The 26,438-nt window shown below is 33.3% G+C and carries 21 protein-coding genes; 5 read left to right on the top strand and 16 right to left on the bottom strand.

Annotated elements, in window-relative coordinates; all coding sequences use genetic code 11:
• Positions 1-50: 50 nt before the first annotated feature.
• From rfbB to CDH49_RS02330, 5 genes are read right to left on the bottom strand one after another with little or no spacing between them, the layout of a single operon-like run.
• Entirely contained in the window at positions 51-1,094 is a 1,044-nt protein-coding gene (rfbB, locus tag CDH49_RS02350; RefSeq protein ID WP_100613688.1) for a dTDP-glucose 4,6-dehydratase, read from the bottom strand.
• Between the two features lie 2 nt (positions 1,095-1,096).
• The gene (locus CDH49_RS02345; RefSeq protein WP_100613687.1) at positions 1,097-2,146 is read right to left on the bottom strand and encodes a hypothetical protein; all 1,050 of its coding nucleotides are present in this window, start codon (positions 2,144-2,146) and stop codon (positions 1,097-1,099) included.
• Positions 2,147-2,159: 13 nt separating this feature from the next.
• On the bottom strand, positions 2,160-3,851 hold the full coding sequence (locus CDH49_RS02340) for a DUF6909 family protein (RefSeq protein ID WP_100614458.1): 1,692 nt from the start codon (positions 3,849-3,851) through the stop codon (positions 2,160-2,162).
• 28 nt (positions 3,852-3,879) lie between these two features.
• The gene (locus CDH49_RS02335) at positions 3,880-5,382 is read right to left on the bottom strand and encodes a GH3 auxin-responsive promoter family protein (protein WP_100613686.1); all 1,503 of its coding nucleotides are present in this window, start codon (positions 5,380-5,382) and stop codon (positions 3,880-3,882) included.
• A complete protein-coding gene (locus tag CDH49_RS02330) occupies positions 5,382-6,251 on the bottom strand; it encodes a M23 family metallopeptidase (RefSeq protein WP_100614457.1) in 870 nt (289 codons plus the stop codon). Before CDH49_RS02330 ends, CDH49_RS02335 begins: the two co-directional genes overlap by 1 nt.
• A gap of 119 nt (positions 6,252-6,370) precedes the next feature.
• Here CDH49_RS02330 and tatA point away from each other — a divergent pair, with 119 nt between their 5' ends.
• Complete coding sequence (gene tatA, locus CDH49_RS02325) at positions 6,371-6,559, top strand: twin-arginine translocase TatA/TatE family subunit (protein ID WP_100613685.1); 189 nt, start codon at positions 6,371-6,373, stop codon at positions 6,557-6,559.
• Between the two features lie 85 nt (positions 6,560-6,644).
• On the opposite strand, the gene CDH49_RS02320 is transcribed toward tatA, so the two are convergent.
• The 3 genes from CDH49_RS02320 to CDH49_RS02310 all read right to left on the bottom strand — a co-directional run bounded on the left by CDH49_RS02320 (position 6,645) and on the right by CDH49_RS02310 (position 10,477).
• On the bottom strand, positions 6,645-7,622 hold the full coding sequence (locus CDH49_RS02320; RefSeq protein ID WP_100613684.1) for a DUF4837 family protein: 978 nt from the start codon (positions 7,620-7,622) through the stop codon (positions 6,645-6,647).
• A 23-nt stretch (positions 7,623-7,645) separates the two neighbouring features.
• Positions 7,646-9,208 carry a lytic transglycosylase domain-containing protein gene (locus CDH49_RS02315; protein WP_100613683.1) on the bottom strand — a complete coding sequence of 521 codons (1,563 nt, stop codon included), beginning with the start codon at positions 9,206-9,208 and terminating at the stop codon, positions 7,646-7,648.
• Positions 9,209-9,289: 81 nt separating this feature from the next.
• The gene (locus CDH49_RS02310) at positions 9,290-10,477 is read right to left on the bottom strand and encodes a phosphoglycerate kinase (RefSeq protein WP_100613682.1); all 1,188 of its coding nucleotides are present in this window, start codon (positions 10,475-10,477) and stop codon (positions 9,290-9,292) included.
• 306 nt (positions 10,478-10,783) lie between these two features.
• Here CDH49_RS02310 and CDH49_RS02305 point away from each other — a divergent pair, with 306 nt between their 5' ends.
• A complete protein-coding gene (locus CDH49_RS02305) occupies positions 10,784-11,929 on the top strand; it encodes a DNA polymerase III subunit (RefSeq protein ID WP_100613681.1) in 1,146 nt (381 codons plus the stop codon).
• Positions 11,930-12,011: 82 nt separating this feature from the next.
• Here CDH49_RS02305 and CDH49_RS02300 read toward each other — a convergent pair whose 3' ends face one another.
• The 5 genes from CDH49_RS02300 to CDH49_RS02280 all read right to left on the bottom strand — a co-directional run bounded on the left by CDH49_RS02300 (position 12,012) and on the right by CDH49_RS02280 (position 19,408).
• Positions 12,012-12,527 (bottom strand): OmpH family outer membrane protein, encoded by a 516-nt coding sequence (locus CDH49_RS02300; protein WP_100613680.1) that lies wholly within the window; start codon positions 12,525-12,527, stop codon positions 12,012-12,014.
• 228 nt (positions 12,528-12,755) lie between these two features.
• On the bottom strand, positions 12,756-13,613 hold the full coding sequence (locus CDH49_RS02295; RefSeq protein ID WP_100614456.1) for a class I SAM-dependent methyltransferase: 858 nt from the start codon (positions 13,611-13,613) through the stop codon (positions 12,756-12,758).
• A gap of 99 nt (positions 13,614-13,712) precedes the next feature.
• Positions 13,713-15,584, bottom strand: a complete 1,872-nt coding sequence (gene mnmG, locus CDH49_RS02290) for a tRNA uridine-5-carboxymethylaminomethyl(34) synthesis enzyme MnmG (protein WP_100614455.1) — start codon at positions 15,582-15,584, stop codon at positions 13,713-13,715.
• Positions 15,585-15,669: 85 nt separating this feature from the next.
• A complete protein-coding gene (gene ybeY / locus CDH49_RS02285) occupies positions 15,670-16,080 on the bottom strand; it encodes an rRNA maturation RNase YbeY (protein ID WP_100613679.1) in 411 nt (136 codons plus the stop codon).
• A complete protein-coding gene (locus tag CDH49_RS02280; RefSeq protein WP_100613678.1) occupies positions 16,073-19,408 on the bottom strand; it encodes a hypothetical protein in 3,336 nt (1,111 codons plus the stop codon). Before CDH49_RS02280 ends, ybeY begins: the two co-directional genes overlap by 8 nt.
• Before the next feature lie 102 nt (positions 19,409-19,510).
• On the opposite strand from CDH49_RS02280, the gene gltX reads away from it, so the two are divergent.
• Positions 19,511-21,022 carry a glutamate--tRNA ligase gene (gene gltX, locus CDH49_RS02275; RefSeq protein WP_100613677.1) on the top strand — a complete coding sequence of 504 codons (1,512 nt, stop codon included), beginning with the start codon at positions 19,511-19,513 and terminating at the stop codon, positions 21,020-21,022.
• Between the two features lie 142 nt (positions 21,023-21,164).
• On the top strand, positions 21,165-22,838 hold the full coding sequence (locus CDH49_RS02270; protein ID WP_100613676.1) for a GH35 family beta-galactosidase: 1,674 nt from the start codon (positions 21,165-21,167) through the stop codon (positions 22,836-22,838).
• Between the two features lie 87 nt (positions 22,839-22,925).
• On the opposite strand, the gene CDH49_RS02265 is transcribed toward CDH49_RS02270, so the two are convergent.
• Entirely contained in the window at positions 22,926-23,609 is a 684-nt protein-coding gene (locus CDH49_RS02265) for a hypothetical protein (RefSeq protein WP_100613675.1), read from the bottom strand.
• 73 nt (positions 23,610-23,682) lie between these two features.
• Between CDH49_RS02265 and CDH49_RS02260 the strand changes: the two genes are divergently transcribed.
• A complete protein-coding gene (locus CDH49_RS02260) occupies positions 23,683-24,612 on the top strand; it encodes an SPFH domain-containing protein (protein WP_100613674.1) in 930 nt (309 codons plus the stop codon).
• Between the two features lie 50 nt (positions 24,613-24,662).
• On the opposite strand, the gene CDH49_RS02255 is transcribed toward CDH49_RS02260, so the two are convergent.
• Both CDH49_RS02255 and CDH49_RS02250 read right to left on the bottom strand, forming a co-directional pair.
• Positions 24,663-25,817 carry a GNAT family protein gene (locus CDH49_RS02255; protein ID WP_239970546.1) on the bottom strand — a complete coding sequence of 385 codons (1,155 nt, stop codon included), beginning with the start codon at positions 25,815-25,817 and terminating at the stop codon, positions 24,663-24,665.
• A 63-nt stretch (positions 25,818-25,880) separates the two neighbouring features.
• Complete coding sequence (locus tag CDH49_RS02250) at positions 25,881-26,363, bottom strand: DUF1761 domain-containing protein (RefSeq protein ID WP_100613673.1); 483 nt, start codon at positions 26,361-26,363, stop codon at positions 25,881-25,883.
• Positions 26,364-26,438 lie beyond the last annotated feature (75 nt).

Here is a 26,438-nt window from a genome sequence, read left to right as displayed (position 1 = left end):
TAGTTATACCGTCACTTCTTAATCTTTAAACTTTGTAACTATTTAGCCTTTTAACTATACTGCTTTTCATAATATGATTGATACTCCCCACTCGTTACATTACAAAGCCAATCCTCATTATTCAAATACCAATCTATGGTTTTGTTTAATCCTTCTTCAAAAGTTACCGAAGGTTTCCAACCTAGCTCTTTATTTATTTTTGATGCATCGATAGCGTATCTTAAATCGTGTCCGGGACGGTCCTTCACATAGGTTATTAATTTTTCTGAACTTCCTTTTTCCCTATGTAGTTTTTCATCCATTTGCTTGCACAGTAACTTTACCAAATCAATGTTTTTCCATTCGTTAAATCCACCAATGTTGTAGGTTTCTTTATTTTTTCCTTTATGAAAAACCAAATCGATAGCAACCGCATGATCTTTTACATATAGCCAATCCCTTGTATAATTCCCATCACCATAAACTGGCAATGGCTTGTTTTTTATAATATTATTAATAAACAAGGGAATCAACTTTTCTGGAAACTGATTCTGGCCATAATTATTAGAACAATTTGTAATTACATAGGGTATCCCATACGTTTCCCCATAAGCCCTTACAAAATGATCTGAACTGGCTTTTGAAGCTGAATAAGGCGAATTGGGGTCGTAAGATGTCGTTTCTGTAAACAACCCTGTTTGCCCTAAAGTGCCATAAACCTCATCCGTGCTAATGTGGTAAAACAATTTATTTATAAAATTATCTGTCCATAAACTTTTAAAAGCGTTTAAAAGTATCATCGTTCCCATAACATTGGTTTTAACAAACGCTAATGGGTCATTTATAGATCTATCAACATGAGATTCTGCCGCTAAGTGTATAACCCTATCAAACCTGTATTTTTGAAATAAGTTATTTACAAAATCCTCATTGGTAATATCGCCTTTAACAAACGTATAATTGTCTTTCTTCTCTATATCCTTTAAGTTTTCTAAATTGCCTGCATAGGTTAAAGCATCTAAATTAACAACATGGTAATTTGAATAGGCCTCAACAAATAATCTGACTACATGAGAGCCAATAAAACCTGCTCCGCCCGTAATTAAAATAGTCATGCTTAAATCTTATTATAATTTTTTAGGTAAGTATTCAATGATAACAGTGCAAAAACAAACAAAGCTAAAATCAACATAACAATTGGCACCAGAAACTTATAACTTTTTAAAATACCTTTTTGTTTTACTCCCTTATTTGGGAAATCAGAAATAACATTTAAAATGCTGGCCTTATTAGCTCGTTCTTCATTAAGTTCTACCAAATTAGATTTTAATTCTTCGATTTTATTTATTAGCGCAAGTTCTTTATTCTCTTTACTGCCATTCTCTCCTAGATTAATAGAAGTCCCTTGCATAGGGCGTCCTGCTTCTGTAAGCATCACTTTTTTATAAAGTAATTGTAAGGAGTCTATTTCCGCTACTTGTTTACTATACAAACTATCTTGTAATTCTATATTATCATCGTTGGTTTTTTTCTGAAGTTTAAAATAGTCATTATTTGAAATAGAATTGATAATGACAGGCTGAATCTTTTTTGCTATACTATTATTAGTCGCTATAACAGATACCGTATGAAATCGTGCATCGAAAGAGTTAAAATTTCTTAGATAAGCCTCCATATCTATAGCTTTTCGAGTAGTCGTATCTAGACTACGGACAAACCTATCAAATAAGAGTATTTTTTGATTTTCATCAGAGTATGACTCTACTTTAAATTCCTTTATGGCTACTGCTTCTTTTTTAGAAATACCAAAAGCTTCTGCTAGTGCCGTGGAATCTTCAGCATCGGCCAATTCATTATAAAAATTTATATTGTTGTACAACTGCTGTACACTGCTGAAATTGGGTTCTAACACCATTGTAGAAATGTATTTAGTCTTGGTGGTAATGTCTAAATAAAACCCTATGGCTACACCTAAAACACCAACAATAACAAGTTTTATAAAGTTTTTTTGAAGAAAAAGTAAAAAGAGAATGATAACACCAAATATGCCTTTAAAGATACTACCTATAAACCTAAAAAAACGATCAAAGGCGTTTCCTATTAATTTAAACAATTGACCTAAATCTACTTCTTCAGACTGTTGTGGTTGTGGCAATTCTTTACTCATAATTCTATAGTTGTTAGTTGAATAGTTGTTCTAATATTTTTCTTGTTATAAGATAGGTAGGTCTTACACCTGTAGTCCCTAAGCCTCCTGAAGCCAACGTGCTTCCTGTTTCCAATGGGTTATCACTTGCGTAATAGGCATATCTCACTTTTACATCTGGACTAATGCTCCTTCTAACTTTAGAAGCCGCCTGAATGGCTTTTTGGTAATGGGCTCCTTCCATTTCTAAACCAATCACATTCCATGTAGAATTGTAAAAGAATTTTAAAATGTCCTTGTTTTGAAGCGATGTACCTAAAACCGTAATCATGGAGCCTTCATAAACATTAATACCATGACCTTCCAAATCTTCTTTTTTTAATTCATTTTTAAACGGATAATTATCCGCTGTGCCTTCAAAAATATGAGCTGATGGTATCATGATATCTCCTTTGCCTCCTTCTAAAATACCCGCTTTCCCCATAATGGAAATGGATTCAACATTTAAAAGAACTTTAGCCCCTTTTACTTTATAAGGCTTTAAAAGCTCGTCAATCGTTTCATAAGCCTGTTCTCCAAAAGCGTAATCCATGACTAAAATAATAGGTTTTTTTGATTTTAAGGCTTCATTATTTGCTTTTATGTCAATCTTATCAAAATCTATTTTACGGGTATCAAAAATTTGAACATCAATATTGGTTCCAGAAGTATCTTCAATAAATGTCATACCACTTTCTAACGCTGTTATAGTCACCTTATTTCGAATATCTTGATTTTCCTTTTTACTGAGCTGCTCATACACTTCATAAACATCTTTATTTGGAAACTCTATTTTTAAAGCTTCAGGAGCGAACAAAGTATTCATAACGCTATGCATGTTGGCACTTATTATATGAATGGGTCTTTCCAACAATCCATTCTTATAAAGTACATCTTTAATGGAATCTGCCCAAATTTCTCCGTGAATATGATGCCCAATGCGCTCTCTTAAAACTGGGCTAAACGTTATGGTGCGCTTATTCTTATCAAGTTGTTCTTCAATGGCTAATTTACCTAGCCAATATACAATATGCAATAACCTTTCTGGTTGTGTTGGTGTTGCAAAATCATCGTAAACCGATATGAGTTCATTAAATGTTCTCCCTAAAATATTGGCCGTATGGGTAATGGCGACTTCCCGTTCTGGTTGTGTAAGTTTCTTTTTTGATAGTACAGCTTTTTCCAGTTTTTCCCAATCTCTAGCAATTACGCCCTCTTCCTCATGTATTAGAACTCGGTTGCTAATTTTATGGGATTCCACAAAAAGAAAGGTGAGATGCGTTAAAATATCATAGATTTCAGAGCGCCCTCTAGTAATCTCAATATTCATTTGCTCAGCATCAATCCTATAGCAATTTCGTTTTCTTTTTTCAGGAATAATGGGTTTAAAATGCGAGTTGGAATAGCCTTCATCACTTGTTAGATTAATGAAAGTACATTCTTCAATGCCCTGTGGCAACCTATCAATAACATACAATAAGCCAGCTAATTCGGCTTTTTCTTCACCGATGGAACCATAAATCTCAGGTCTTAAAAACAATAGAGATTGTCTTAATGTTTCGCCCGAAATACCCATAGGTTTATAAAACCCGCGATTGAATAAATGGCGCATAGTTATATACATCCTTTCGATAGCATTTGAGCTCTCTTGAGCCCTTGTTCTTTCGTGATGTTTTTTGTTTTTCATAACTATTTTTAGCGCCGCAAAGGTAATACTATTTATACAAACTTGAATGAGGAAAAGCCTCAATAATTTTTCTATCATTGGACAAACGCGGGATTTTGTTTTGTCCGCCCAGCTTGCCTATCGACTTCATATATTCTTGAAATCCGTCTTTCTTAACCTTAGTTATTTTAAGTGGCTGTAACACATTGCCTTGTATTAAATCGAAGTAATAACTGTTTTGTTTTTGAAGCGACTCGTCAATTTTTTGGGCTAAAGCCGAAAGATTTTCCGGTTCATTCTCAAACTCTATAAACCATTCGTGATAAGGCAATCCGCTCTCAGGATTTATTTGAGGTGCCACCGTAAATTCTGAAACTCTAATATCTGTACTATGTGTTGCTTCTTGCATAGCTTGTTCAACTTCCTTACCAATAACATGCTCCCCAAAAGCAGAAATAAAATGCTTGATTCTACCAGACACAATAACCCTATACGGCTTTGTAGAAGTAAACTCAACTGTGTCTCCAATATTATAAGCCCAAAGCCCTGCGTTTGTTGAAATAATCATGACATAGTTTACGCCAACCTCAACCTCTTTTATGGTGATTCGCTTAGGGTTTTCATTAAAAAATTCGTCAGCTTTAATAAACTCATAAAAAATACCTGAATTAAGCTGCAGCAACATGCCCTTTTCATTCTGTTTGTCTTGATAAGCAAAAAAACCCTCGCTGGCAGGATATAATTCAATACTATCCACTTTTCTACCAATAAGGTTTTCAAATTTAGCTCGGTACGGTTCGTAATTAACGCCTCCAAAAATAAATAGGTTAAAATTTTTAAAAACGTCGCCTACTTTTTTCCCTGTTTTTTTATGGATTTTCTCAAAATACATTTGAACCCATGATGGAATTCCAGAAATAACCGTCATGTTTTCTGGCAAAGTTTCTTCAACGATGGCTTCTACTTTTGTTTCCCAGTCTTCTATACAATTCGTTTCCCAAGAAGGCATGCGGTTTTTTTGTAGATATTTCGGAACATAATGAGCCACTATTCCGGAAAGTCGACCCACTTGAATGCCATTTTGGGTTTTCATGATGGGACTTCCTTGTAAAAAAATCATTTTTCCGTCAACGAAACTACTTTTCCCAGTTTCATTGATATATAATAAAATAGCATTTCTGGCTGATTCAACATGAAACGGCATACTTTCTTTTGTAATAGGAATGTACTTTACACCAGAAGTTGTGCCAGATGTTTTAGCAAAATATAAGGGCTTACCTTTCCAAAGGACATGTTCTTCTCCTGCAACAACTCTATCGACATAAGGTTTTAACAATTCATAATCCCTTATGGGTACCCGTTTTATAAAATCATCATAAGACTTTATAGTTTCAAAATGATGGTCCTTTCCAAATTCGGTATTTTTTGCTTGGTTTATTAAGTTATTAAAAACATGGTGTTGTGTTTCAATAGGGTTATTCGCCCATTTTTGAACACTATTGTAAATGCGTTTTGCAAATGGTTTTGCAAGGACAGATTTTATTGATAGCATTATTTAAAATCTATAAAGTTAGTTGGGTTTATAGGGTAGCCATTATTCCAGAGTTCAAAATGTAAATGAGGTCCTGTGGTATAATCACCAGTATTTCCTGATGTGGCTATAACTTCTCCTGCTTTAACCAAATCGCCCTGTGTCTTAGTTAACGACCCATTGTGTTTATAAACAGACAACAGGCCTTGGCTATGCTCTAAAATAATAACATATCCTGTTTCTGCAGTCCATTCTGCAAAAATGACAGAACCATCAGCTGTAGCTTTAATTGGAGTGTTTTTAGCAACTACCAAATCTACTGCATAATGCTTTTCCTTTAAATTATAAGGCTCGCTTATCGTTCCGTTTACTGGTGGAAACAAAACAAAATTTGTTCCTGATGTAGCAGATTCAAACAAATTGTATTTATCCTCTTTATCCACTTTTTCACGTAAAATCGAATCTTCTTGATTGGGCCTTAAATCTACTTCATTAACTTCTAGTTTAACAGCTTGAATAATGGAATCTCTATTAAAATCTACCTTACTTACATCGCCTTGCAATACTTTCTTGATAGATTCATAATACTTATCGTTCATTGTTATAATTTGCTGTAGTGAATCTGCTGTAAACGTTAGCTCGGTAGCTTGTTTTTTTAAAGCAGTAGAAGAATATCCGGGGATATATTCCCTTAAAGGCGTAAAAGCAATTAAAATAAGAGTGGCTAAAACCAATAAAATGGCTGATAGAGAAACTAAAACGAACACATTTAACCGTGTTAATTTTAAAGAGATGCGTTCTTCGAATGTGTCTTCGTTCAGAACGACTAAACGATACTTATCAAGCAACTTTCTCTTTAATCTTTTTGGTTTTTTTTTTCTCTCATCCATCATGGAAACAAAATTAAATAAAATTATATCAAAGCATTGTCTTTCTTTTTGCTAAAGTTATGTTAGAAACGCTTTAATTAGAGTTAAATTATTAACTTTGTATCCTAAATATATTCATTATGAGCTTATATATGTTACCGTTGGTTATTGGTGCCCCACAAATTATTTTAATAGTAGTGGTGATTTTGTTATTATTTGGGGGTAAAAAAATCCCTGAATTGATGCGAGGTCTTGGAAGTGGCATTAAAGAATTCAAAGATGCCAGTAAAGGTGGAGATGACAAAAATGAAAGTGACAATAAGAAATAATAATTAAATATTATTTTTATAAAAACCCACAACATATATGATATGTTGTGGGTTTTTATTTATTCTATCACGCTCTATCTAAAGTCTATTGAATTTTAATGGATCTTATGATGGCTTCCAATTCAAACATTAGGTCCCGCTTTTCTACAGAAGGCGCATAAGCAAAGCCTTCTGCAATAACCCATCTATTATTAATTTTATCTTCAATAGCATAGTTTATAAATGGTCCTGCCATAACAGCATTTTTAACATCCCACATCGATTTGGTCTCTAAAGTGGGTTTATTATCTAAAATGATTTCTGTATTAAAAGGGGTATAAGCGTTTTCTGTGGTCATATAAGAGCCTTCAACAGGGCCTTCAATATGTTTTTTGCCTATAGAATCTCTTATTCTTATAATTTGATTAATAATACTGTCATTTCGTTTTATTGCATTATAAGGCAGTTCGTAGAGCATAATATTTAAATCACCAGTATTTATGTCTCTTCGAATCCAAAAGAAGTTATTGTCATTTTTAGCAATCCTGTAAGCGGTGGTAAAATCTATATTTAATTTTAACTTTTCTTGAATAGACTTCGTGTTGAATAATACCTTTCTAATTTGTTGCTGTTTGTGGAAGATCTCTATATTTTTAAACGTGCTTACTATTCTTGAGGTATTTTCATTAATTTGATCTATGATATCTTCCTTGCTTTTTCCTGTAATAGTAATAACCCTTTGGGGTTTTGCATATACATCATTATCAAAAGAAATTGATGCTTCATTATCCATTTTAATTATTAGAACTGTTCTGTTTTTTGTTACAAAACCAGAAAAAACTTGAGAGGGTATTTGGTTGATATTAAACGTTGGTTCATCTTGAGGAAGGCCATAAACAGGTGATGCTAATATATTTCTAACGGTCTCTCCAATAGTGCCACTCCACAAATCGTTATCAACAACAACCGAAACGTCGTTTATTTTTCCTGTGGAATCTAAAAATACTTTTTCATTGGAAGACGTTCCGTCTTTGCACGACAAAACAAGTAACAATATACCTGTAACTAAAAGAATTTTTTGCATAATAAATATTAGGTTAGAAGGGATTATCCTTTAGATATTTTTAGTTTCATCCCCGGTTTTAATTTACTACCGCTAATATCGTTCCAATCTTTAATATTTTGAACAGAAACTCCTGGAAATTTTTGTGAAATACTCCAAAGTGAGTCGCCGCTTTTAACTGTATAAGTTACTATGTCTCCAGATATGTTACTTGTTAATGATGTTTTTTCTGGTGTTGATGCCGTTTTTGCTGTGCTCGTTGTCGCCACATAATTACTTGGATAAATGGTTAACCGCTGTCCAACGCGTATCTCGTTACTTCTTAAACCATTCCATTGCATAATTTGACTTACCCTAACACCAAATTTTCTAGACAACCTTCCTAAATAATCTCCAGATTTGACCACATATGTGGTTTTACTTTTTTCTTCCACAAGTTGAGGTAAAGGTTTTTCCCTTTTATCAAATTCTGCTTTAACAAAAGTGTAAATAGCTTCTTCATTACTTACAAATTTTCCAATTGCAGACATTGGTAAGCGTAACGTGTAATCTTTTCCCTTAACATAAGGAATAACATCTAATTTATAGGATGGATTTAAAAACTGAAGTTCTTCTATATCTACATCGGTTACTTCAGAAACTTGATCAAGAGTAATCATTTGTTTTACTCTGATGGTATCTGTTTCCACATATGCAAATTCTGGTTTCAATTTTTTAAAACCATGTGCTTCAGCATATTCGAAAATATACATATTGGCTAAAAAAGCTGGCAGGTAACCTGCTGTTTCGCGGGGTAAATTATTACGTATGTTCCAGTAGTTTTTATATCCTCCTGAACGACGGATGGCTTTTGTTACGTTACCTGGTCCGGAATTATAGGCAGCTAAAGCTAAATCCCAGTCACCAAAAATTTCATATAATTTAGATAGATATTTTGCTGCGGCTTCTGTTGATTTTATTGGATCACTACGTTCATCAACATAACTACTTACATCTAACCCATATAATATCCCTGTACTGTACATGAATTGCCATAAGCCCGTAGCGCCAACTCTGGACTTAGCGCGTGGTTTTAAAGCCGATTCCACAACTGCTAAATACTTAATTTCTAAAGGTATGTTATGGTTATCTAATTCCCGCTCGAACATTGGGAAATAATATGCGCTCAAGGTTATTAACCTTTGTAATGTTTCCCTTCTATTCTTTAAATACGATTTTATAACACTTTCTAAGGCTGGATTGTATTCTACATTAAATGGCGTTCTGGCATCAAGCTCTTTTAGCCTAGCTTTTAAAGTATCGGTTGGAAGTTCTGGATACTCTACATTTTCAATGTTTAGTTCAGCAACAGACTCATAAATACTATCAAAAAGTGTATTGCTATATAAATCCTCAAGCCATTTTTTATCTAAGGATGCGGCATGATCATTATCAAAAACCGCTTTAAATATTGTAGTATCTTGAACTTTATTAATATCATTTAAAATTTGAGTAGTACTGTCAACTAACGTATTAGAATTTTGTTCTATACTAGTAATGGAATTTTTGATTTGTGAACTACAAACCAAAAACGTGAAGAAAAAAATTGTTGATAAAATCTTAGCCATATTATGTCGTTTCTATAGTTAATTAACGCTAAATATGGCTAAAATCGTATTTTCTGGGCAATTTTAAAAACTTTATTCGAATTATTCGATGATCGCCGCTATTCCAGGTAGTACTATTCCTTCTAAACTCTCTAACATAGCGCCTCCCCCAGTGCTTACATAGCTTACTTTGTCTTCAAAACCAAATTGTTTAACAGCAGCAACAGAATCTCCACCGCCAACTAGTGAAAAAGCTCCGTTTTTAGTGGCTTCTGCTATAGAATTTCCTAATGCAATGGTGCCTTTGGCGAAACTTTCCATTTCAAAAACACCTAATGGGCCATTCCATAAGATTGTTTTAGATTTCATAACAACATCATGAAATTGTTTTATGGATTTCGGACCAGCATCAACACCTTCCCAACCATCTGGAATTTTATCAATATCAACAACTTGCGTATTGGCATCATTACTAAACGCGTCTGCTGCAATAACATCCACAGGAATATGGACTTGTACATTTTTAGCTTTGGCTTTCTTTAATATTTCTAAGGCTAAATCCATTTTGTCGTCTTCACAAATAGAATTACCAATTTTCCCTCCTTGAGCCTTGATAAAAGTGAAAGACATGCCGCCTCCAATTATCAAGTGATCTACTTTATCTAGTATGTTTTCAATAATAGTAATTTTAGAAGACACTTTTGCACCTCCAAGAACAGCCAAAACAGGCTTCTCACCTGTTTTCATAACCTTATCTATACTTTCAATTTCTTGTGCTAATAAATATCCAAAACATTTACTTTTTGGGAAAAAATCGGCAATAATAGTTGTAGAAGCATGGGCTCTATGCGCGGTACCAAAAGCATCATTCACATAAATATCGCCCAGATTTGCTAATTTTTCTGAAAAACCTCTGTCTCCAGCTTCTTCTTCTTTATGAAAACGTAAGTTTTCTAATAATAATACTTCTCCTGGTTGCAGACTTTTAGCAGCGATTTCAGCTTTTTCGCCTACGCATTCACTAACAAACTTAACTTTTACTCCTAAAATCGCTTCTACTTCCTCAGCTATATGACGTAAAGAAAATTCATCTTGAACACCTTTAGGCCTTCCTAAATGTGACATTAAAATACAGCTTCCGCCATCTTCTAAAATCTTTATAATTGTTGGTTTTGCAGACACAATTCTTGTGGCATCCGTCACTTCAAATTTTTCATTTAAAGGCACATTAAAATCTACACGTATTAATGCTTTTTTATTTTTGAAATTAAAATCATTTAGCGTTTTCATATAAAACTGTTTTATTTATTTTTAAAGGTTTATGGAATCGCTATTATATTTATAGTTTATGAAACTATATGGCTAACTACGACTTCTTTTTTATAATTTAACTAATTAGATTCACAAATGTAATTAATTAAACACTGTTAGAAAATGCCTTTTTAAACGAAAACGATTGAACTATAAAAGAATTATAAAAAAACTATATTTCCTTTGATGTTTTCATTGTATTAAATTCGACAAAGGTAACTTACAAGGAAGTCATCTGTCATCATTTGATGCTATTTAATAGTAAAAATTTGTGTAGGTTTGCGAATGCTTTTTGAAGATATTTTAGGTCAGGAACATATAAAAAACCATTTAAAACAAAGTGTTGAAAATGGTAGAATACCCCATGCCCAGTTATTTGTGGGAAATGAAGGTTGTGGCACTTTGCCCATGGCCATTGCGTATGCCCAATCTATTTTGTGCGCTAATAAAAGTGAGGAAAATAAAGATGATTGTATTGCAAAGTTTAAAAACATATCCCATCCAGATTTACATTTTGCCTTTCCTGTTACTACGAGTGATAAAGCCAAAAGCCACCCTATTTCTAGTAATTATTTAGAAGAGTGGCGCCAACTAATTAAAGAACAGCCTTATGGAAACCTGTTTGATTGGTACAACTTACTTGGGGTTGACAACAAACAAGGGCAAATAGGTGTAGATGAGGCGCAAGATATTGTAAAATCCTTATCACTAAAAGCCTATGAAGGTGGTTATAAAGTGATGATTATTTGGATGGCTGAAAAAATGAATACAGCTTGTGCCAATAAGCTTTTAAAACTTATTGAAGAACCGCCAAGCAAAACGGTTTTTATTCTTATTACCGAAGACGAAGAACAAATCATTAACACCATAAAATCTCGCTGCCAGATATTACAGTTTCCGCCGTTAGCAGAAAATATCATTGTAGACGCTTTAATTAAAAATTACGGTGTAGACCTATCTGTTGCTACTAAAATCGCTCATCAATCTAATGGAAACTACAATAAAGCTTGCGATTTGGTTTATCAAGATTCTGAAGATTTACAATTTGAGGAATGGTTTATATTTTGGATACGAAGTGCTTTTAAAGCAAAAGGAAATAAGGCTGCCATACATGATTTGATTTTATGGAGTGATACGATTTCAAAGACTGGAAGGGAAACACAAAAACAGTTTTTAAACTATTGTTTAGATTTTTTTAGGCAGGCATTATTGTTGAATTACAAAGCACAGGAATTGATTTATTTACAACCAAAAACCGAAAGCTTTAAACTTGAAAAATTTGCCCCTTTTGTTCACGGTAATAATATTTTAGAAATTAGCGATGAGTTACAAGATGCCATTTATCATATAGAACGTAATGGTAATTCGAAAATTATTTTAACCGATTTATCTATAAAACTAACACGCTTACTTCATAAAAATGCTGATTGAAATCCATTAAAAAGTTAAAATAACAGCAATAAAAAAAGGCTTGAAATAACTTTCAAGCCTTTTTTTATTTTGATTCAAAATACTATTTCTTAGCGGCTGCATTCAAGTCCTCTAAAATTGTTTTTGTTAAATCGTTTTCTTCTACACCGTATAACACCGTAGCAGCAACATCACTCGTTCCTAGAATATAAGTGTATCCATTTTTCTTTCCATAATCTTTAACAAAGTTTTTTACAGCGACGATTAAAGTGTCTATTTCTGTTTGAAACTCTTGTTGAAATTGTTGCGCTTCACCTTGCTTTTGTTGATCAATCATTTGCCTTTGCTGAGTAAGCTGTTGATACTTTTCTTGCGCTGTGGCTGGAGCCATTCTATTAGCTTCAGCTTGAAATTTTTGAGCCTCAACCTGAAAAACGTTGTCAATACTATCAAATTTTTTTCTAAAAGCTTGTTCTTTTATTTGAAATTTAGCTTCAAGGTCTTTCTTTTTTTGGTAATCATTAATTAAAATGCTATTGTCTACAAATCCGATTTTAGCTTGCTTTTGACAAGAGGTGAATACGAATAGTAACACAGCGACGTAAAATATATTTTTCATTTTATTGGGTTATTATAATTCGGACAAATGTAATAAAGTTAACTAGATTAAAAAGAGAATTCATCCTGATTTTAGTCTATCATTAAAAATTATCGCTTTTATTATATGCGATAAGAATTAATTATTAATGAAGCGTGATTTATAAGCGATTTAAGAAAGGTACAAAAATAGCCTTGGCGTTTTGCTTTTTGCGTTAAAATGAAGCCTTAAATGCTTTTAAAATTATTTTTAGCTATTTTTAATGATATAAATTATAGAAGAGGCTTCATTTGTTTTTAGAGATCTCAAATTTGAGAGGAGTCCAATCCAAAATCCTTTAAAAAAATTCATTCTGCTAGATTTATATTTCTCAGATAGCAAGCTTACATAAAAAGCATCAAAATACATGGGCTTGGTTTTTACCACTTTCATAGAAACATCCACAAACAATTTTGAGATTGATTGTTTATTAAAATGCCAAAGATGCCTAGGCACATCGTAAGCGGCCCAAAATTCTTTATAATAGTGCGCATCATAACTTTTATAATTTGGCACAGCAATAACTAAAGTTCCATTAGGTTTTAACAGGTTTTTTAAAACCATTATCTGTTCTTCTAGATTAGGCAAATGTTCCAACACATGCCACAATGTAATGACATCAAAACTAGAAGCATTAAACTCAATAAGTTTGTCTACATCATAAATGGCGGTGTCGGTTTTTTTATTGGCAATACTCCTAGCCTGTCCATTAGGTTCAATTCCAAAAACAGTCCAATTATTTTTTTTAGCAACTTCCAAAAAGTCCCCAGTTCCGCAACCAACATCTAATAGGGTTTTATTGTTTGATGAGAAAGCATTGATAAGTTTTAATTTTCTATGTAAAGAAATTATTCTGACCAAATGATAAGCTTTCTCAAACAGATTTCTCCTGGAATTTGTATGGGAAATATAATCCTCGCTTTTGTAATAATCTGGTAATTTATCTGAAGATGGCTGAGGCACCGTTTCCAAATAACCATATTTTGAATTCTGAATTAAATCAAAAAATTCCTGTGAAACAGAATGATCTTTGACTTTTAAAAACGTGGTGTTTGATTTTTCGCCTATCACTAGTTTATGAATACTTGCTTATTTGAATTCTATATTGATTAAGAATAAAGTTGTTTTGCTTTCATAAAGTTTACGTTCCACGTGGAACAATATAAATTATCTACCCATATAAACCAACAAAACGGAAATGTCGTTTGGCGAAACACCGCTAATTCTTGAGGCTTGAGAGACCGTTACCGGTTGTACTTTTTTAAGCTTTTCTCTTGCTTCAAAACTCATTGACTTAATTTGGGAATAATCAAAATTCTCAGGAATTTTTACATACTCCAATCGGCTAAGCTTATCCGCATTATTCTTCTCTTTTGAAATATAACCAGAATATTTGACTTGTATTTCTGCCTGTTCAATAACTTCGTTATCTAAATTGTTTTCTTGAATGTATTCTTCAACGGCATCAAACTTTCGCATATCGTCAATAGTGATATTTGGTCTCGAAAAGATTTTAAACATCTTATCCGATTGTTTGATTAAAGAGGATTCCTTAGATTCTAAAACTGGATTTGCGTCTTCTGGCTTCACACTTGTGGTGGCAAAAAATTCCACAAACTTTTCAGCTTCATTATGCTTTTTTTCCATTCTGCGTAAACGTTTTTCACTTGCTAAACCTATTTCAAAACCTTTAGGTGTTAATCTTGAATCGGCATTATCTTGTCGCAACAAGGTTCTATATTCAGCTCTTGAAGTAAACATTCTGTAAGGTTCCTCAGTTCCTTTAGTAATCAAATCATCTATTAAAACACCTATATAAGCTTCATCTCTTTTCAGAATAAAGGCTTCTTTATCTTGAACTTTTAAACTCGCATTGATGCCGGCCATTAAACCTTGAGAGGCCGCTTCTTCATAACCTGTAGTTCCATTAATTTGTCCCGCAAAATAAAGTCCTTCAACAAGCTTGGTTTCTAAAGTATGTTTTAATTGTGTAGGCGGGAAATAATCATACTCAATGGCATATCCTGGTCTAAAAAACTTCACTTTTTCAAAACCAACTACAGAGCGCAATGCTTTAAACTGAACATCTTCAGGAAGCGATGTTGAAAACCCATTCACGTAAACCTCAACAGTGTTCCAACCTTCTGGTTCTACAAATAATTGATGCCTATCTTTGTCCGCAAACCTGTTAATCTTGTCTTCAATAGACGGACAATATCTAGGCCCTAAACTTTTTATTCTGCCATTAAACATGGGTGATCTATCAAAGCCTTCACGAAGCAAATCGTGAACTAATTCGCTAGTATAAGTCATGTGACACGACTTCTGGTTTTGCAACGGTTTTGTAATATCTAAATAAGAGAATTTCTCTGGCTTATCATCTCCAGGTTGCTCAATCATTTTGGAATAATCTAACGACCTCCCATCCACTCTTGGAGGCGTTCCTGTTTTCATTCTACCAGCATCGAAGCCTAAAGAAACTAATTGTTCTGTAATACCTGTAGCAGCTTTTTCACCTGCTCTACCACCACCAAAATTCTTGTCGCCGATATGAATCAATCCATTTAAAAAAGTACCATTTGTAAGCACGACCGATTTGCTTTTTATCTCAACCCCAAGAGAGGTTTTAACGCCTGCAACACGTCCATTTTCTATAATCAGACCAGAAACCATATCTTGGTAAAAATCTAAATTAGGCGTACTTTCCAATAGCAAACGCCAATCTTCAGCAAAACGCATTCTATCACTTTGAACCCTCGGGCTCCACATAGCTGGTCCTTTAGATTTATTAAGCATTTTAAATTGTATAGCCGATGTATCAGACACTATTCCGCTATAACCACCTAAAGCATCAATCTCTCGAACGATTTGTCCTTTCGCAATACCTCCCATAGCAGGGTTACAAGACATTTGTGCGATGTTTTGTAGATTCATAGTAACAAGCAATGTTTTGCTACCCATATTAGCAGCAGCAGCAGCAGCTTCACTACCCGCGTGACCGGCACCAACAACTATAACATCATATATCTCGTTAAACATAGATTTGAAATTAAAACGTTCCACGTGGAACAATGTTCAAAAAATGGTTTTTAAAGGATGCAAATATACATCGATTTGGCGAATATCAAACTAGCTGTTTTAAGTAGTGGTTTTCCTTGTTCCTCATAAGTCTTTCGTCATCATCGCTTTTGTCTTTATAACCACAATAATGCAAAATACCATGGACCATAACCCTATGAAGTTCATCTAAAAAAGAGACGTTGAAATCAATGGCATTTTCTTTAACCCTTTCAATAGAAATGAAAATATCGCCCTGTATAATTTTTCCGATAGAATAGTCAAAACTAATAATATCTGTTAATGTGTCATGATTTAAAAATTCTAAATTGAGTTTAAAAAGATAATCATCATCACAAAAGATATAATTAATATCCCCTTGTTTAAACTCTTCAGAAAGGATGACATTTGATATCCAAATGGCTAATTGCTCCTCATTATCTAACGAAAATTCTGTTTCATAATTAAACTCAATCATTCTCTTTTCTAAAATATTCTTGCACTTTGGTTTTATAAATCTGTTGCAAAGGTAAAGCTTGCTTATTTAATATATCTGTAGTTTTAAAATATTGTTTAGCTGTTGGGATCTGATTGATTGAATTATTAATATACTGATTTTTGTTAGTTTCAGATTCACGCTTATTATCTTCACCTTGCTGAAACGTAGCATTCTCAAGTTTTAATAATTGGTGTTGTAACTCCATCATTTTTTGAAGTGTTTGGTTAGTGAATCCTTTGTTTAATAAATCTAATTCAACCTGTTCCATTTGCTTTAATAATCTCTCACCAGAACCGCTCATCCCTTCCTTTTCAAGTTGCTTCTCCAAAGCTTCCCTTAATTGTTGTTGCTCTTGATATATTTCATAAAGTTTGCCGTTTAAATCATTATTCAATCCCTCGCCATCTTCTCCAGAATTATCACCATTATTACTCTTATTCTGTCCATTTCCTTGTTCACCCTCCTTACCTTCGCCATCTACTTCGTTAGGCTTACCAGATTCACCTTCTTTCATACCCTCTTCCATCATTTTATTAAGTTGCTCTTGACTCATAATAATGTCTGGCAATTGCATATCGCTTTGACCTTGCCCTTGACCCATGCTCATACTTTCTTGCATATTATCTAAAACATCGCTTAAAAAGTTAGCAAGATTATTAGCAGCCGTAATCGTGAACTGTTGGTTGGACACGCCTTGGAACAAACGACCCTCAGCAAAAAGATCTATGGCTTTATCTATATTAAAATAAACCTCTGTAATTTCCTTATTAACCGTCTCAGAAAGTTTTGGTTGGCGAAGGGATAAAGCAAACAAACTATCATCAATATGCTCGAAATTTTCCCTAAGGCTGTTCTGCTTTTTTAGATAAGTTGCATATTTATTATGATTAGCATCAATAGCATTAAATTGGTCCATCAAATCTTCTTCATCTAAAGAAAAGGAAACCAAGTTATCAAGTATTTGTCTTAACATGTCAACATCCTCTTGAAGTTGTTCTCCGCCGCCTGCTTGCATGGAGGATTGCATCTTTTCACTTAGTTGCTTCATCTTTTGAGCTGCTTTCTTCTGACTTTGTTTAGCGCTTTTTTTGGTCTCTTCGTTTTGCTTTTGCAATTCTTCAGATGCTTGTTTCTGGTCGCTTTTTATGGCATCTTCCTGAGGCTTATCTTGTGGAATGTCAATCGGTTTTCTTAAGCTATTAGATTCCTTTTTAAGATTATCAAGTTCTTTTTTAAACCTTTCAAATTGTTCATTAAGTTTATCTTGATTTTCTTTTGTATTATTCTCTTCAGATTCATTAGATAATTTTTCTTGGTCGTTAGCCATTTTTTGCAAATCATCTTTAAGCTTATCTAGCTTTTTCTCTACATAAAACCTTTTGGTTAATTCAAGCAGTTGTTCTAAACTACGCTTCTTGTTTTTATTTTGTTTTGATAATTCTTCCAGCTTTTTTGCTAATTGCTCATTGTTTATTTTGTCTTGAAGTTTTTCCAATTCCTCAAGAAGCTTCTCATCCTTTTTTAGCTGTTCTTCATTCTCCTTTAAACGCTCTTTTAAATCTTCTTTAAATGCATCTTCTTCTTTGTTCTCTTTCTGAAACTCTTCTAAATTATTCTTCAATTTTTCATTGAAACTCTTCATTAATTCATCTTGCTGCTTTTGGCGTTTTAAAAATGATTCCAATTTCTTTTTATCATTGAAGTTTAATGTGGACTTTTCCTTCTGGTTTTGTTGTAACTCTTCCAATTCCTTATCGCGCTCATCAAACTTTTTTAAAGATTTATTTAAATCCTTTATGGTTTCACTTTGCTCGTTAAGTTTCTTTTGGTCTTCTTCATCCTTAGTACGCTTTCTATATGAAAACACAGAACTTTTTGTGCTTTTAAATTTATTAATAGCATCATTATCAAATACTTGAAAATATAATTCATACGGAATTCCTTCAGAAATATATAAATTATTTGGAAACGCCGTGATGAATTCAGAAATATTTGATGATGATATAGAAATGGTTTCATACTTCTTTTTGGTTTCATCATCCGAAGGATAATAAACAAGCTGAAGTTTACTAAATCCATGGTCATCGCTCACTTGACCATAAAAATACAGTGTTTGCAAATCCAATGAATCCCTCTCGACTTTAACATTTAACTCAGGATATTCATCTTTAACCACATCAATTCTGAACGCTAAATTCTCGTAATTTTTAAGGTTTTTGTTGCTTGTGCTTAAAGTGTATTCAAAATTATTGTAAAGGGCCTTAGAAGCGCTAAAAACATTGTCTTTTCCAAATTCAAACGCTAATGTGTCTTTTGAAAATAATGAAACGTTCTCAGTCGATTTCGTTTGAAGTTGCCAAGTTACTTTAGTGCCTTCAGGAACAACAGTATTACCTGTACCTTTTAAAACTTCTGAAGCTTTATTAATATATTTTGGATACTCTAAAACCATTTCAAAAGCCAACAACGTTGGTGCTTCTACAACGCTTACCGTATAAGGTTTTGATGTTACGCCATTTGCTGTAAGTTGAAATTCTGTTGATTCTTTAAGCTTAGGAAAAACATATTCAAATTCCCCAACCCCCTTTTGTTGTAAAAAATACGTTTCATCATCATAAACAATTTGTGCGTTTTCAGGAATTACATCACCAGCTGTTTTAACAATTAGTGTAAAATCATTATTTTCTATAGCATTTAAATCGTTATTAACCACAAAAAACTGAAACGGCGCCGGTGGTTCATAGGCTGTTCTGTAATTAACCACGCGATTAAAACTGTCACTAAACCAATTTACTTTACCAAATAAAAACGTTATTAATAAAATTAAAATAGGAATGGCAGCATATTTTAAGTACGGAATGTTCTTTTTGAAATTAATGGCTGTTTTGAATGGAATCGGACTTAATTCCATGGATTTTTGTTCGATACTCGCTAACAATAATTCTGATTGTGCCGTTTTCTTATGCAATTGAAGCACGTTCAATAACTTATCATTTACTTCTGGGAAATGCTTGCCAATAATTTTTGAAGCTTCTTCATAATCAATCCCTTTTTGAAGCTTAAACAATTTAGCAAGTGGCAAAAAGATAAATTTGAATAGCAGCCCAAATTCAACAAATACAAATAACCAAAACAAAATAGTTCTGGCTGTTGTGCTCAACCACAAAACATATTCAATAAAAAGCGTGAATAAAAAATACAACAAGCCAATAGCAAAAAACAAAATGGCACCTTTAAGCAATTCATTAGTATAATAACGCCTAATAAATGCCTCAAGCTTCTCTTGAATAATATTGAATTGATTCATTCTATTCGCTCTACTTAATTATAACTTACTAAACTACAATTTTTTTTATAGACGGTTTATAATTATGTGTTAATTGTATCTTTGCATACAAAATTACAAAATATGTCCAAAAACGTTCGTGTTCGTTTTGCACCAAGTCCAACAGGGCCACTTCATATTGGTGGTGTGCGTACTGCTTTATTCAATTATTTATTTGCAAAAAAACATCAAGGCACTTTTATACTAAGAATTGAAGATACAGACCAAAACCGTTATGTTGAAGGAGCCGAACAATATATCATTGATTCATTGAATTGGTGTGGCATTCCCTTTGATGAAGGCCCAGGTATAAACGAAAAATTTGGCCCTTACAGACAAAGCGAGCGCAAACATTTATATAAAAAATATGCGGAACAATTAATCGCTTCTGGTGATGCCTATTACGCTTTTGATACGGCAGAAACTCTTGATTTCCATAGGAAAGACCATGAAGAAAAAGGAAAAACCTTTATCTACAATTGGCATAACCGATTAAAATTAAGCAATTCCTTATCGCTTAGCGAAAAAGAAACAAAAACTAAATTGGATGCGGGCGATGATTATGTGATTCGGTTTAAATCTCCACAAGATGAAACACTGCATTTAAAAGACATCATTCGTGGTGATATACAAATCGATACCAATATTTTAGATGATAAGGTTCTTTTTAAAAGCGATGGGATGCCAACCTATCATTTAGCGAATATTGTAGATGACCATTTAATGGAGATTACACATGTGATTCGTGGTGAAGAATGGTTACCTTCCCTAGCCTTGCATTATCAATTATACAAAGCATTTGGTTGGAAAGCTCCAGAGTTTGCGCATTTGCCTTTGATTTTAAAACCAACTGGTACTGGGAAATTAAGTAAACGTGACGGTGATAAAATGGGATTCCCTGTGTTTCCTTTGAAATGGGAAGATCCTCAAACACATTATATTTCTAGAGGTTATAAAGAAGATGGGTATTTCCCAGAGGCTATGATAAACTTCTTGGCTTTTTTAGGCTGGAACCCTGGAACCGAACAAGAAATTTTTAGTCTTGATGAATTAATTAACGCGTTTGAACTAGAACGCGTTAATAAATCGGGTGCACGGTTTGATCCTGAAAAAATCAAGTGGTTCAATCACCATTACATGCAAGAACAAGATGATATGGCGCTTGCAGAAGCGTTTGTGTCACAATACAATCAATTAACCGATATTGATGTTAATTACGTGGCTCTTGTAGTTGGACTTGTAAAAGAGCGTGCCACATTTATTAGCGATTTATGGGATTTGAGTTTTTACTTTTTTCAAGCACCAAAAAGTTATGATGAAAACGCTGTAAAAAAAGCAATTAATGAAAGTACTTCAGAGTTAATGCTTGAACTGGTTACTATCATCCAAAGAGTCAATGATTTTACTGCTGAAAATCTTCAAACAGATATTAAAGCTTGGATAACTGAAAAAAGCATTGGTTTTGGAAAAGTGATGATGCCGTTGCGCTTAGCTTTGGTGGGTGCTTTACAAGGTCCAGAAGTTTTTGAAATCATGTTTATGATTGGTAAAATTGAAACGGTGGAGCGTATTGAGAATTTGGTAAAGACACTATAATCTATCTTAAAGTATAAATTATAAATCCTCTCCATTTTATGAAGAGGATTTTTTATAAAGTTGAACTTGGATTCTCATAAAAAATGATAAATTCGTTTAACCTTCTATAAATAAATATTGAAATGTTCTTAAAACTAATATTATGAAAAGAATCCAATTTCCTTTAGTTTATGTGCTATTATTGGCTTTACTAATAGCATGTAACAATCATAATAAATCTTCAAATTCAGAGGACTTAACTACCAATTTGACTTTAACAAAAATCAAAGAATCTAAAGGACTTAAACAATTGTATGTAAACGATGAACCCTTTTTAATTATTGGAGCTGAATTATTAAACTCTTCTGCATCGAGCATTGAGCATATGAAAGATATTTGGGCACGCACTAAATCCCTTAATGTCAACACGGTTTTTTTACCCATAACTTGGCAACAATTTGAACCAGAAGAAGATACTTTTAATTACTCACTTATCGATAGCCACATACAAAGTGCACATGACAATAACTTGAAACTGGTTATTCTATGGTTTGGAAGTTGGAAAAATGGCGAGTCCAATTATACGCCTGATTGGGTTAAAACTGATATGCAACGTTTCCCTCGCATGCTTTTTAAAGACGGGAAAATTTCCACCACCATTTCAAACATTAATAAAAATTGTTTAAATGCCGATTTGAAGGCTTATAAAAAGTTAATGGAACGCATTGTTCAGGTTGATAAACAGGGTACGGTATTAATGATGCAAATTGAAAATGAGGTTGGTTTGTTGGGAGGCACCAGGGATTTTTCACCTGAAGCTAACGAACTATTTGAACAACAAGTCCCTAGTGAATTAATTACATACATTACCAATAATCTTAATAAATTAAAACCAAACATTTATGAGCCATATGTAAATAATGGTTCAAAATCTCAAGGTACATGGGAAGCCATTTTTGGAAAATCACCAAATACCGATGAAATATATATGGCATGGCATTACGCTAAATATGTAAATGAACTTGCTAAGGCGGGTAAGGCTATTTATAATCTACCAACATTTGTAAATGCTTGGGATGCATCGGGAGGCAATCTCATTCCCGGCGTTTGGCCTAGCGGAGGACCAAATTACCTCATGATTGATATTTGGCAAGCTGGTGCTCCTGATATTGATATTCTTGCCAATGACAATTACTCCCCAACATTCGGTTTGTCAGCTAAAAATTTTGTACATAACAACAACCCTTTGCTTATACCTGAAGCTTGTGCCATTTGGATGAATGATACTATAAGTGCTGCTCCCAAAGCATTTTTTAGTTTCGGACATTTCAAAGCCATGGGGTTTTCGCCATTTGGTATTGATCATCAAACGTATCATAGTAACCATTCAATAAAGAAAGCGTATGAAGTACTTCATAATCTGAGTCCGTTGATTACCCAAGCCCAAGTTGAAGATAAAATAAACGGTTTTATGGAAGGTGATGATGCATCACCAACATCTTTTCAACTTGGAGACTTTATCTTTAAACCTAACTATGACATACAAAAGGACTCACTTATTAAGGGATATGGTTTGATCATTCAGATTTCTGAAGATGAATTTATTGTATCTGGAAATGCTTGTCATGTTAGGCATGAGTCTGCTGATTCTAGCAATCCAAATTCTCAACTCCTTTCAGTTGAAGAAGGAAAGTTTGTTGGTGGGAAATGGGTAAAAAAGAGGACTTTAAATGGCGATGAGTTTGGAATAAAACTACCACCAAATCCCTATAATATAGCTTCAGATGTGTATCTTGATAATATCAGTATACTCAAAATTAAACTTTTTAAATATTAGAGGGAACAAAGATTTTTAAAGACTTTTTTTAAAATCAATGATTGCTTAACTATTTAGTCTGTATATTAATTATTAATAAGACAAATCTTAAAAAGAAACCATAGCCCCTAAAACCAACATATTCTGGTTGCCTTTAAATCGTGCATCGCCACCTGTAGTATCTAAATTTTGGTTTTCCAGTTTCTTTAAAATATTGGTAAAACCATAAATATATTGCGCTTTCAGCTTAAAGTTTTTTATTCCGGCAGACGCCCCAATGGCACCATTAAAATTAAATTGGGATATATTTATAATGTCCGTTGCCGTTAGATTAGTATAGTTATTTATATAATAATCTTTCTGTCCCTTGTCCTTAACTTCAAGTTTACCGTTATATTGAATCATAGGTCCCACATCTATGGTAAAATACGTTTCAATAACCTTTATGTGCATAAGCATGGCTACTTGGGCGGCAAATAGTTTGTAATCGATAAATACTTCTTCAGAACTTACAATAGTTGGCCTTGCGGAAATCCCCAAATTATTCTCTGAAAGTTGCATCCCAAAACTCACATTGTACCACTTATGGGGAATGTCAACCGTAGCGCTTAGACCTCCAACAAAACCATCTCCTTGAGCTGTAGTAAAATTATCGGTAGCAATATTAAATTTTGTAATGCCTCCAAAAATTCCAATACCATTGGTGATTTGATAACTTGGACGCTGAGCAAAACCTTTTGTAACAAAACACATCGTGATGGCTACTAATAGCAAAGGGCATTTATATTGCATATATTTGTATTAAGTGCTCAAATATAATATAATTTTTGTATATTAATTTTCTAACTTTTTTAAAACCATTGTCATGTCTGATTTTATTCTTTTCCCAATTATTTTCTTAGGATTGGTTATTTTATTCTCGTCCTTTTTTACTGTTAAACAGCAATCTGCAGCCATTATTGAACGGTTTGGTAAATTCCAAAGTGTCCGTCATTCTGGCCTACAATTAAAAATTCCTTTGGTTGATAGAATCGCTGGCCGACTAAGTTTAAAAATTCAACAACTAGATGTTATTGTTGAAACAAAAACTAAGGATGATGTGTTTGTGCGCTTAAAAGTATCTGTTCAATATAAAGTTATTAGAGATAAGGTTGAAGATGCTTTTTATAAATTAGATTATCCGCACGATCAAATTACGAGTTATGTATTTGATGTGGTACGTGCCGAAGTTCCAAAAATGATTTTAGATCATGTTTTCTTAAAAAAAGATGATATCGCTATTGCCGTAAAATCTGAATTAAACGAAGCCATGCTTGATTATGGATACGATATCATTAAAACCCTAGTAACAGATATTGACCCTGATGCCCAAGTAAAAGAAGCCATGAACCGAATTAATGCCGCAGATAGAGAAAAAACTGCAGCTCAATATGAAGGTGATGCGCAACGTATTTTAATTGTTGAAAAAGCGAAAGCCGAAGCCGAAAGCAAACGTTTACAAGGACAAGGTATTGCCGATCAGCGTCGTGAAATTGCCCGTGGTTTAGAAGAATCTGTCATGGTGCTAAATAAAGTTGGTATCAACTCACAAGAAGCTTCTGCATTGATTGTAGTAACACAACATTATGATACATTACAATCTATTGGCCAACATACTAATAGTAACCTTATTTTATTGCCAAATTCACCACAGGCAGCAAATAGCATGTTAAATGATATGCTGGCTAGTTTTACGGCGAGTAATCAAATTGGTGAAGCTATGAAAAATGCTAAAAACAATAAAAAAGAAGACTAATTTAAAAATTATTAAAAGCAAAAAACCTCGACTTTATGTTCGAGGTTTTTTTATTCAAACGGATGCCTTTGCTCCCACTTTTGGGTTGGATCCATTAACTTAAAAAGCTGTTTTAGTATACTGTTCAAAAAACTGTTTGTATGTTTCACATAAATCTCCATTGGTTTGGGAATAGCGCCAACAGAGCTTTTAATTTCCATGGCAGTTCGGGCATAAACTACATTTTCAAACTTATTCCCGATAGCAAATTTTGCCATATCATAAAGCATGTTTAAATATAACTGGTTTGAATATTGATGCTTCTCGTCATACCCTAAAAAATAGGTTTCTAAATGCTTGCCATTTAAAAGAAGCGTATAAAAACCAACCAATTCATCCTCTAAAAAATAACCAAAAACTTTAAAGTCGTCATTCAATTGAAGTTTTAGACTGTAAAAATGGTTTTCAGGAAGGAAAAAGGTATTGAATTTTGCATTGTTTGATACATTTAAATAGAGGTTATACAGCTTTTCGGATTGACTTTTTATGGTATTAATGTCTAATTCTGAACAAACAACATTTCCTAATTTCTTTTTGGCCCTTTTATATCTGTCTCGATATTTCTTATTAAAATCTTTAATATAATTTTCATTTGAAGTCCAATTAGGTTTTATGGGCATCACCATATTTGGTTGAACGGTTACTTTATGTAATTGGTTTTTATTGAAAAAATCGGTTTCATTATGAATTAAATCTTCTTCATAATAGTCCTTAAACATAATAGCTCTTATGGTTTTCTGCTGATTTTGTTTGATGTGCTTTTTAAGTTCTTCAATGGATTCACAAACCATACTTAAATAATCCGTAGGCGTTATTTTATTCTTTAGAAAAAAAACACCATGTTGTCCCGTATGGGTTAGGTTGCCAACAACCAACATATTGCCCTTTAAAACTTTGGAAATTATGTTCCTGAAAAACTCTCTGAAACAAGATACTTTAGTTTCCCTAAACATATCTTTTAAGTAGAGCTGAACACGTTGAATAATGGCGACGCCTACTAATTCATTGTCATTAAAAATGCCCACATAAAACCATTGTATGTTATTTGGAGAGGCGTTTTCCAAAGCTTTTAAATAGCTGCACTGAAGAAAAATATCGTGTGCCACCATACGATCCCAAATTTCTGGAAGCTCTTTATAAGAAAAATAAATGTGGTATGTGTTCAATAGAAAAATAAAAGACCGAAGTTATAACACTTCAGTCTTTGTTAAAGTTAAAAATTATAAATATTATTTCCAACCACAAATAATGCCTCCCATGATGCCTAAAGTAAGGATCCAGTACCCAACGTTTATAAAAATATATTTCGCGCTTTTATGTTCAAATACAGCGTTTGTTCCCAAAATAGGCAAGGCAATAAAAATACCTGCGAAAACACCGTGAAAAACGCCATGTTTAAAGGTTCTAAAAGCATCGCCGTAAACATCCAAAAAGGCATTATATTCTGGTAATATGCCTAATTCTCCTTGAGCCAAGCTATAAACGCCCATTTGATGAACGACAATAGCTGGCATGGCCGATGCTAATATAAATGCAAACAATAAGGCCAAGCCAAATATTTTAAACATATTGCCGGTTTTTAATTGTTCTTCAGACATCCCCGCGGCTTGCATCCAAGCAGTTCCAAAAACTTTGGGGTTATACCAAACAAAACCAACAACCATTGCCGAAAGTGCGGCAAGAACGATTGCAATAGGGTTAATAAAATCCATAGGAGTTAGTTTTAAATTTAAGATATAAATATAATAAATTTATTATAAGCGCCTGTTTTTTAGAAGTATATAAAT

This window comes from Confluentibacter citreus, assembly GCF_002807055.1.
Classification (GTDB): Bacteria; Bacteroidota; Bacteroidia; order Flavobacteriales; family Flavobacteriaceae; genus Confluentibacter; species Confluentibacter citreus.
Note: the sequence above shows the minus strand (reverse complement) of the source record. Positions and strands in the feature narration are given on the sequence as shown.

Excerpts from the sequence above, each read along its gene's own strand:
- rfbB (WP_100613688.1), bottom strand. The coding sequence starts at position 1,094 with ATGACTATTTTAATTACGGGCGGAGCAGGTTTTATTGGCTCTCATGTA.
- CDH49_RS02345 (WP_100613687.1), bottom strand. The coding sequence starts at position 2,146 with ATGAGTAAAGAATTGCCACAACCACAACAGTCTGAAGAAGTAGATTTA.
- CDH49_RS02340 (WP_100614458.1), bottom strand. The coding sequence starts at position 3,851 with ATGAAAAACAAAAAACATCACGAAAGAACAAGGGCTCAAGAGAGCTCA.
- CDH49_RS02335 (WP_100613686.1), bottom strand. The coding sequence starts at position 5,382 with ATGCTATCAATAAAATCTGTCCTTGCAAAACCATTTGCAAAACGCATT.
- CDH49_RS02330 (WP_100614457.1), bottom strand. The coding sequence starts at position 6,251 with ATGGATGAGAGAAAAAAAAAACCAAAAAGATTAAAGAGAAAGTTGCTT.
- tatA (WP_100613685.1), top strand. The coding sequence starts at position 6,371 with ATGAGCTTATATATGTTACCGTTGGTTATTGGTGCCCCACAAATTATT.
- CDH49_RS02320 (WP_100613684.1), bottom strand. The coding sequence starts at position 7,622 with ATGCAAAAAATTCTTTTAGTTACAGGTATATTGTTACTTGTTTTGTCG.
- CDH49_RS02315 (WP_100613683.1), bottom strand. The coding sequence starts at position 9,208 with ATGGCTAAGATTTTATCAACAATTTTTTTCTTCACGTTTTTGGTTTGT.
- CDH49_RS02310 (WP_100613682.1), bottom strand. The coding sequence starts at position 10,477 with ATGAAAACGCTAAATGATTTTAATTTCAAAAATAAAAAAGCATTAATA.
- CDH49_RS02305 (WP_100613681.1), top strand. The coding sequence starts at position 10,784 with ATGCTTTTTGAAGATATTTTAGGTCAGGAACATATAAAAAACCATTTA.
- CDH49_RS02300 (WP_100613680.1), bottom strand. The coding sequence starts at position 12,527 with ATGAAAAATATATTTTACGTCGCTGTGTTACTATTCGTATTCACCTCT.
- mnmG (WP_100614455.1), bottom strand. The coding sequence starts at position 15,584 with ATGTTTAACGAGATATATGATGTTATAGTTGTTGGTGCCGGTCACGCG.
- ybeY (WP_100613679.1), bottom strand. The coding sequence starts at position 16,080 with ATGATTGAGTTTAATTATGAAACAGAATTTTCGTTAGATAATGAGGAG.
- CDH49_RS02280 (WP_100613678.1), bottom strand. The coding sequence starts at position 19,408 with ATGAATCAATTCAATATTATTCAAGAGAAGCTTGAGGCATTTATTAGG.
- gltX (WP_100613677.1), top strand. The coding sequence starts at position 19,511 with ATGTCCAAAAACGTTCGTGTTCGTTTTGCACCAAGTCCAACAGGGCCA.
- CDH49_RS02270 (WP_100613676.1), top strand. The coding sequence starts at position 21,165 with ATGAAAAGAATCCAATTTCCTTTAGTTTATGTGCTATTATTGGCTTTA.
- CDH49_RS02265 (WP_100613675.1), bottom strand. The coding sequence starts at position 23,609 with ATGCAATATAAATGCCCTTTGCTATTAGTAGCCATCACGATGTGTTTT.
- CDH49_RS02260 (WP_100613674.1), top strand. The coding sequence starts at position 23,683 with ATGTCTGATTTTATTCTTTTCCCAATTATTTTCTTAGGATTGGTTATT.
- CDH49_RS02250 (WP_100613673.1), bottom strand. The coding sequence starts at position 26,363 with ATGGATTTTATTAACCCTATTGCAATCGTTCTTGCCGCACTTTCGGCA.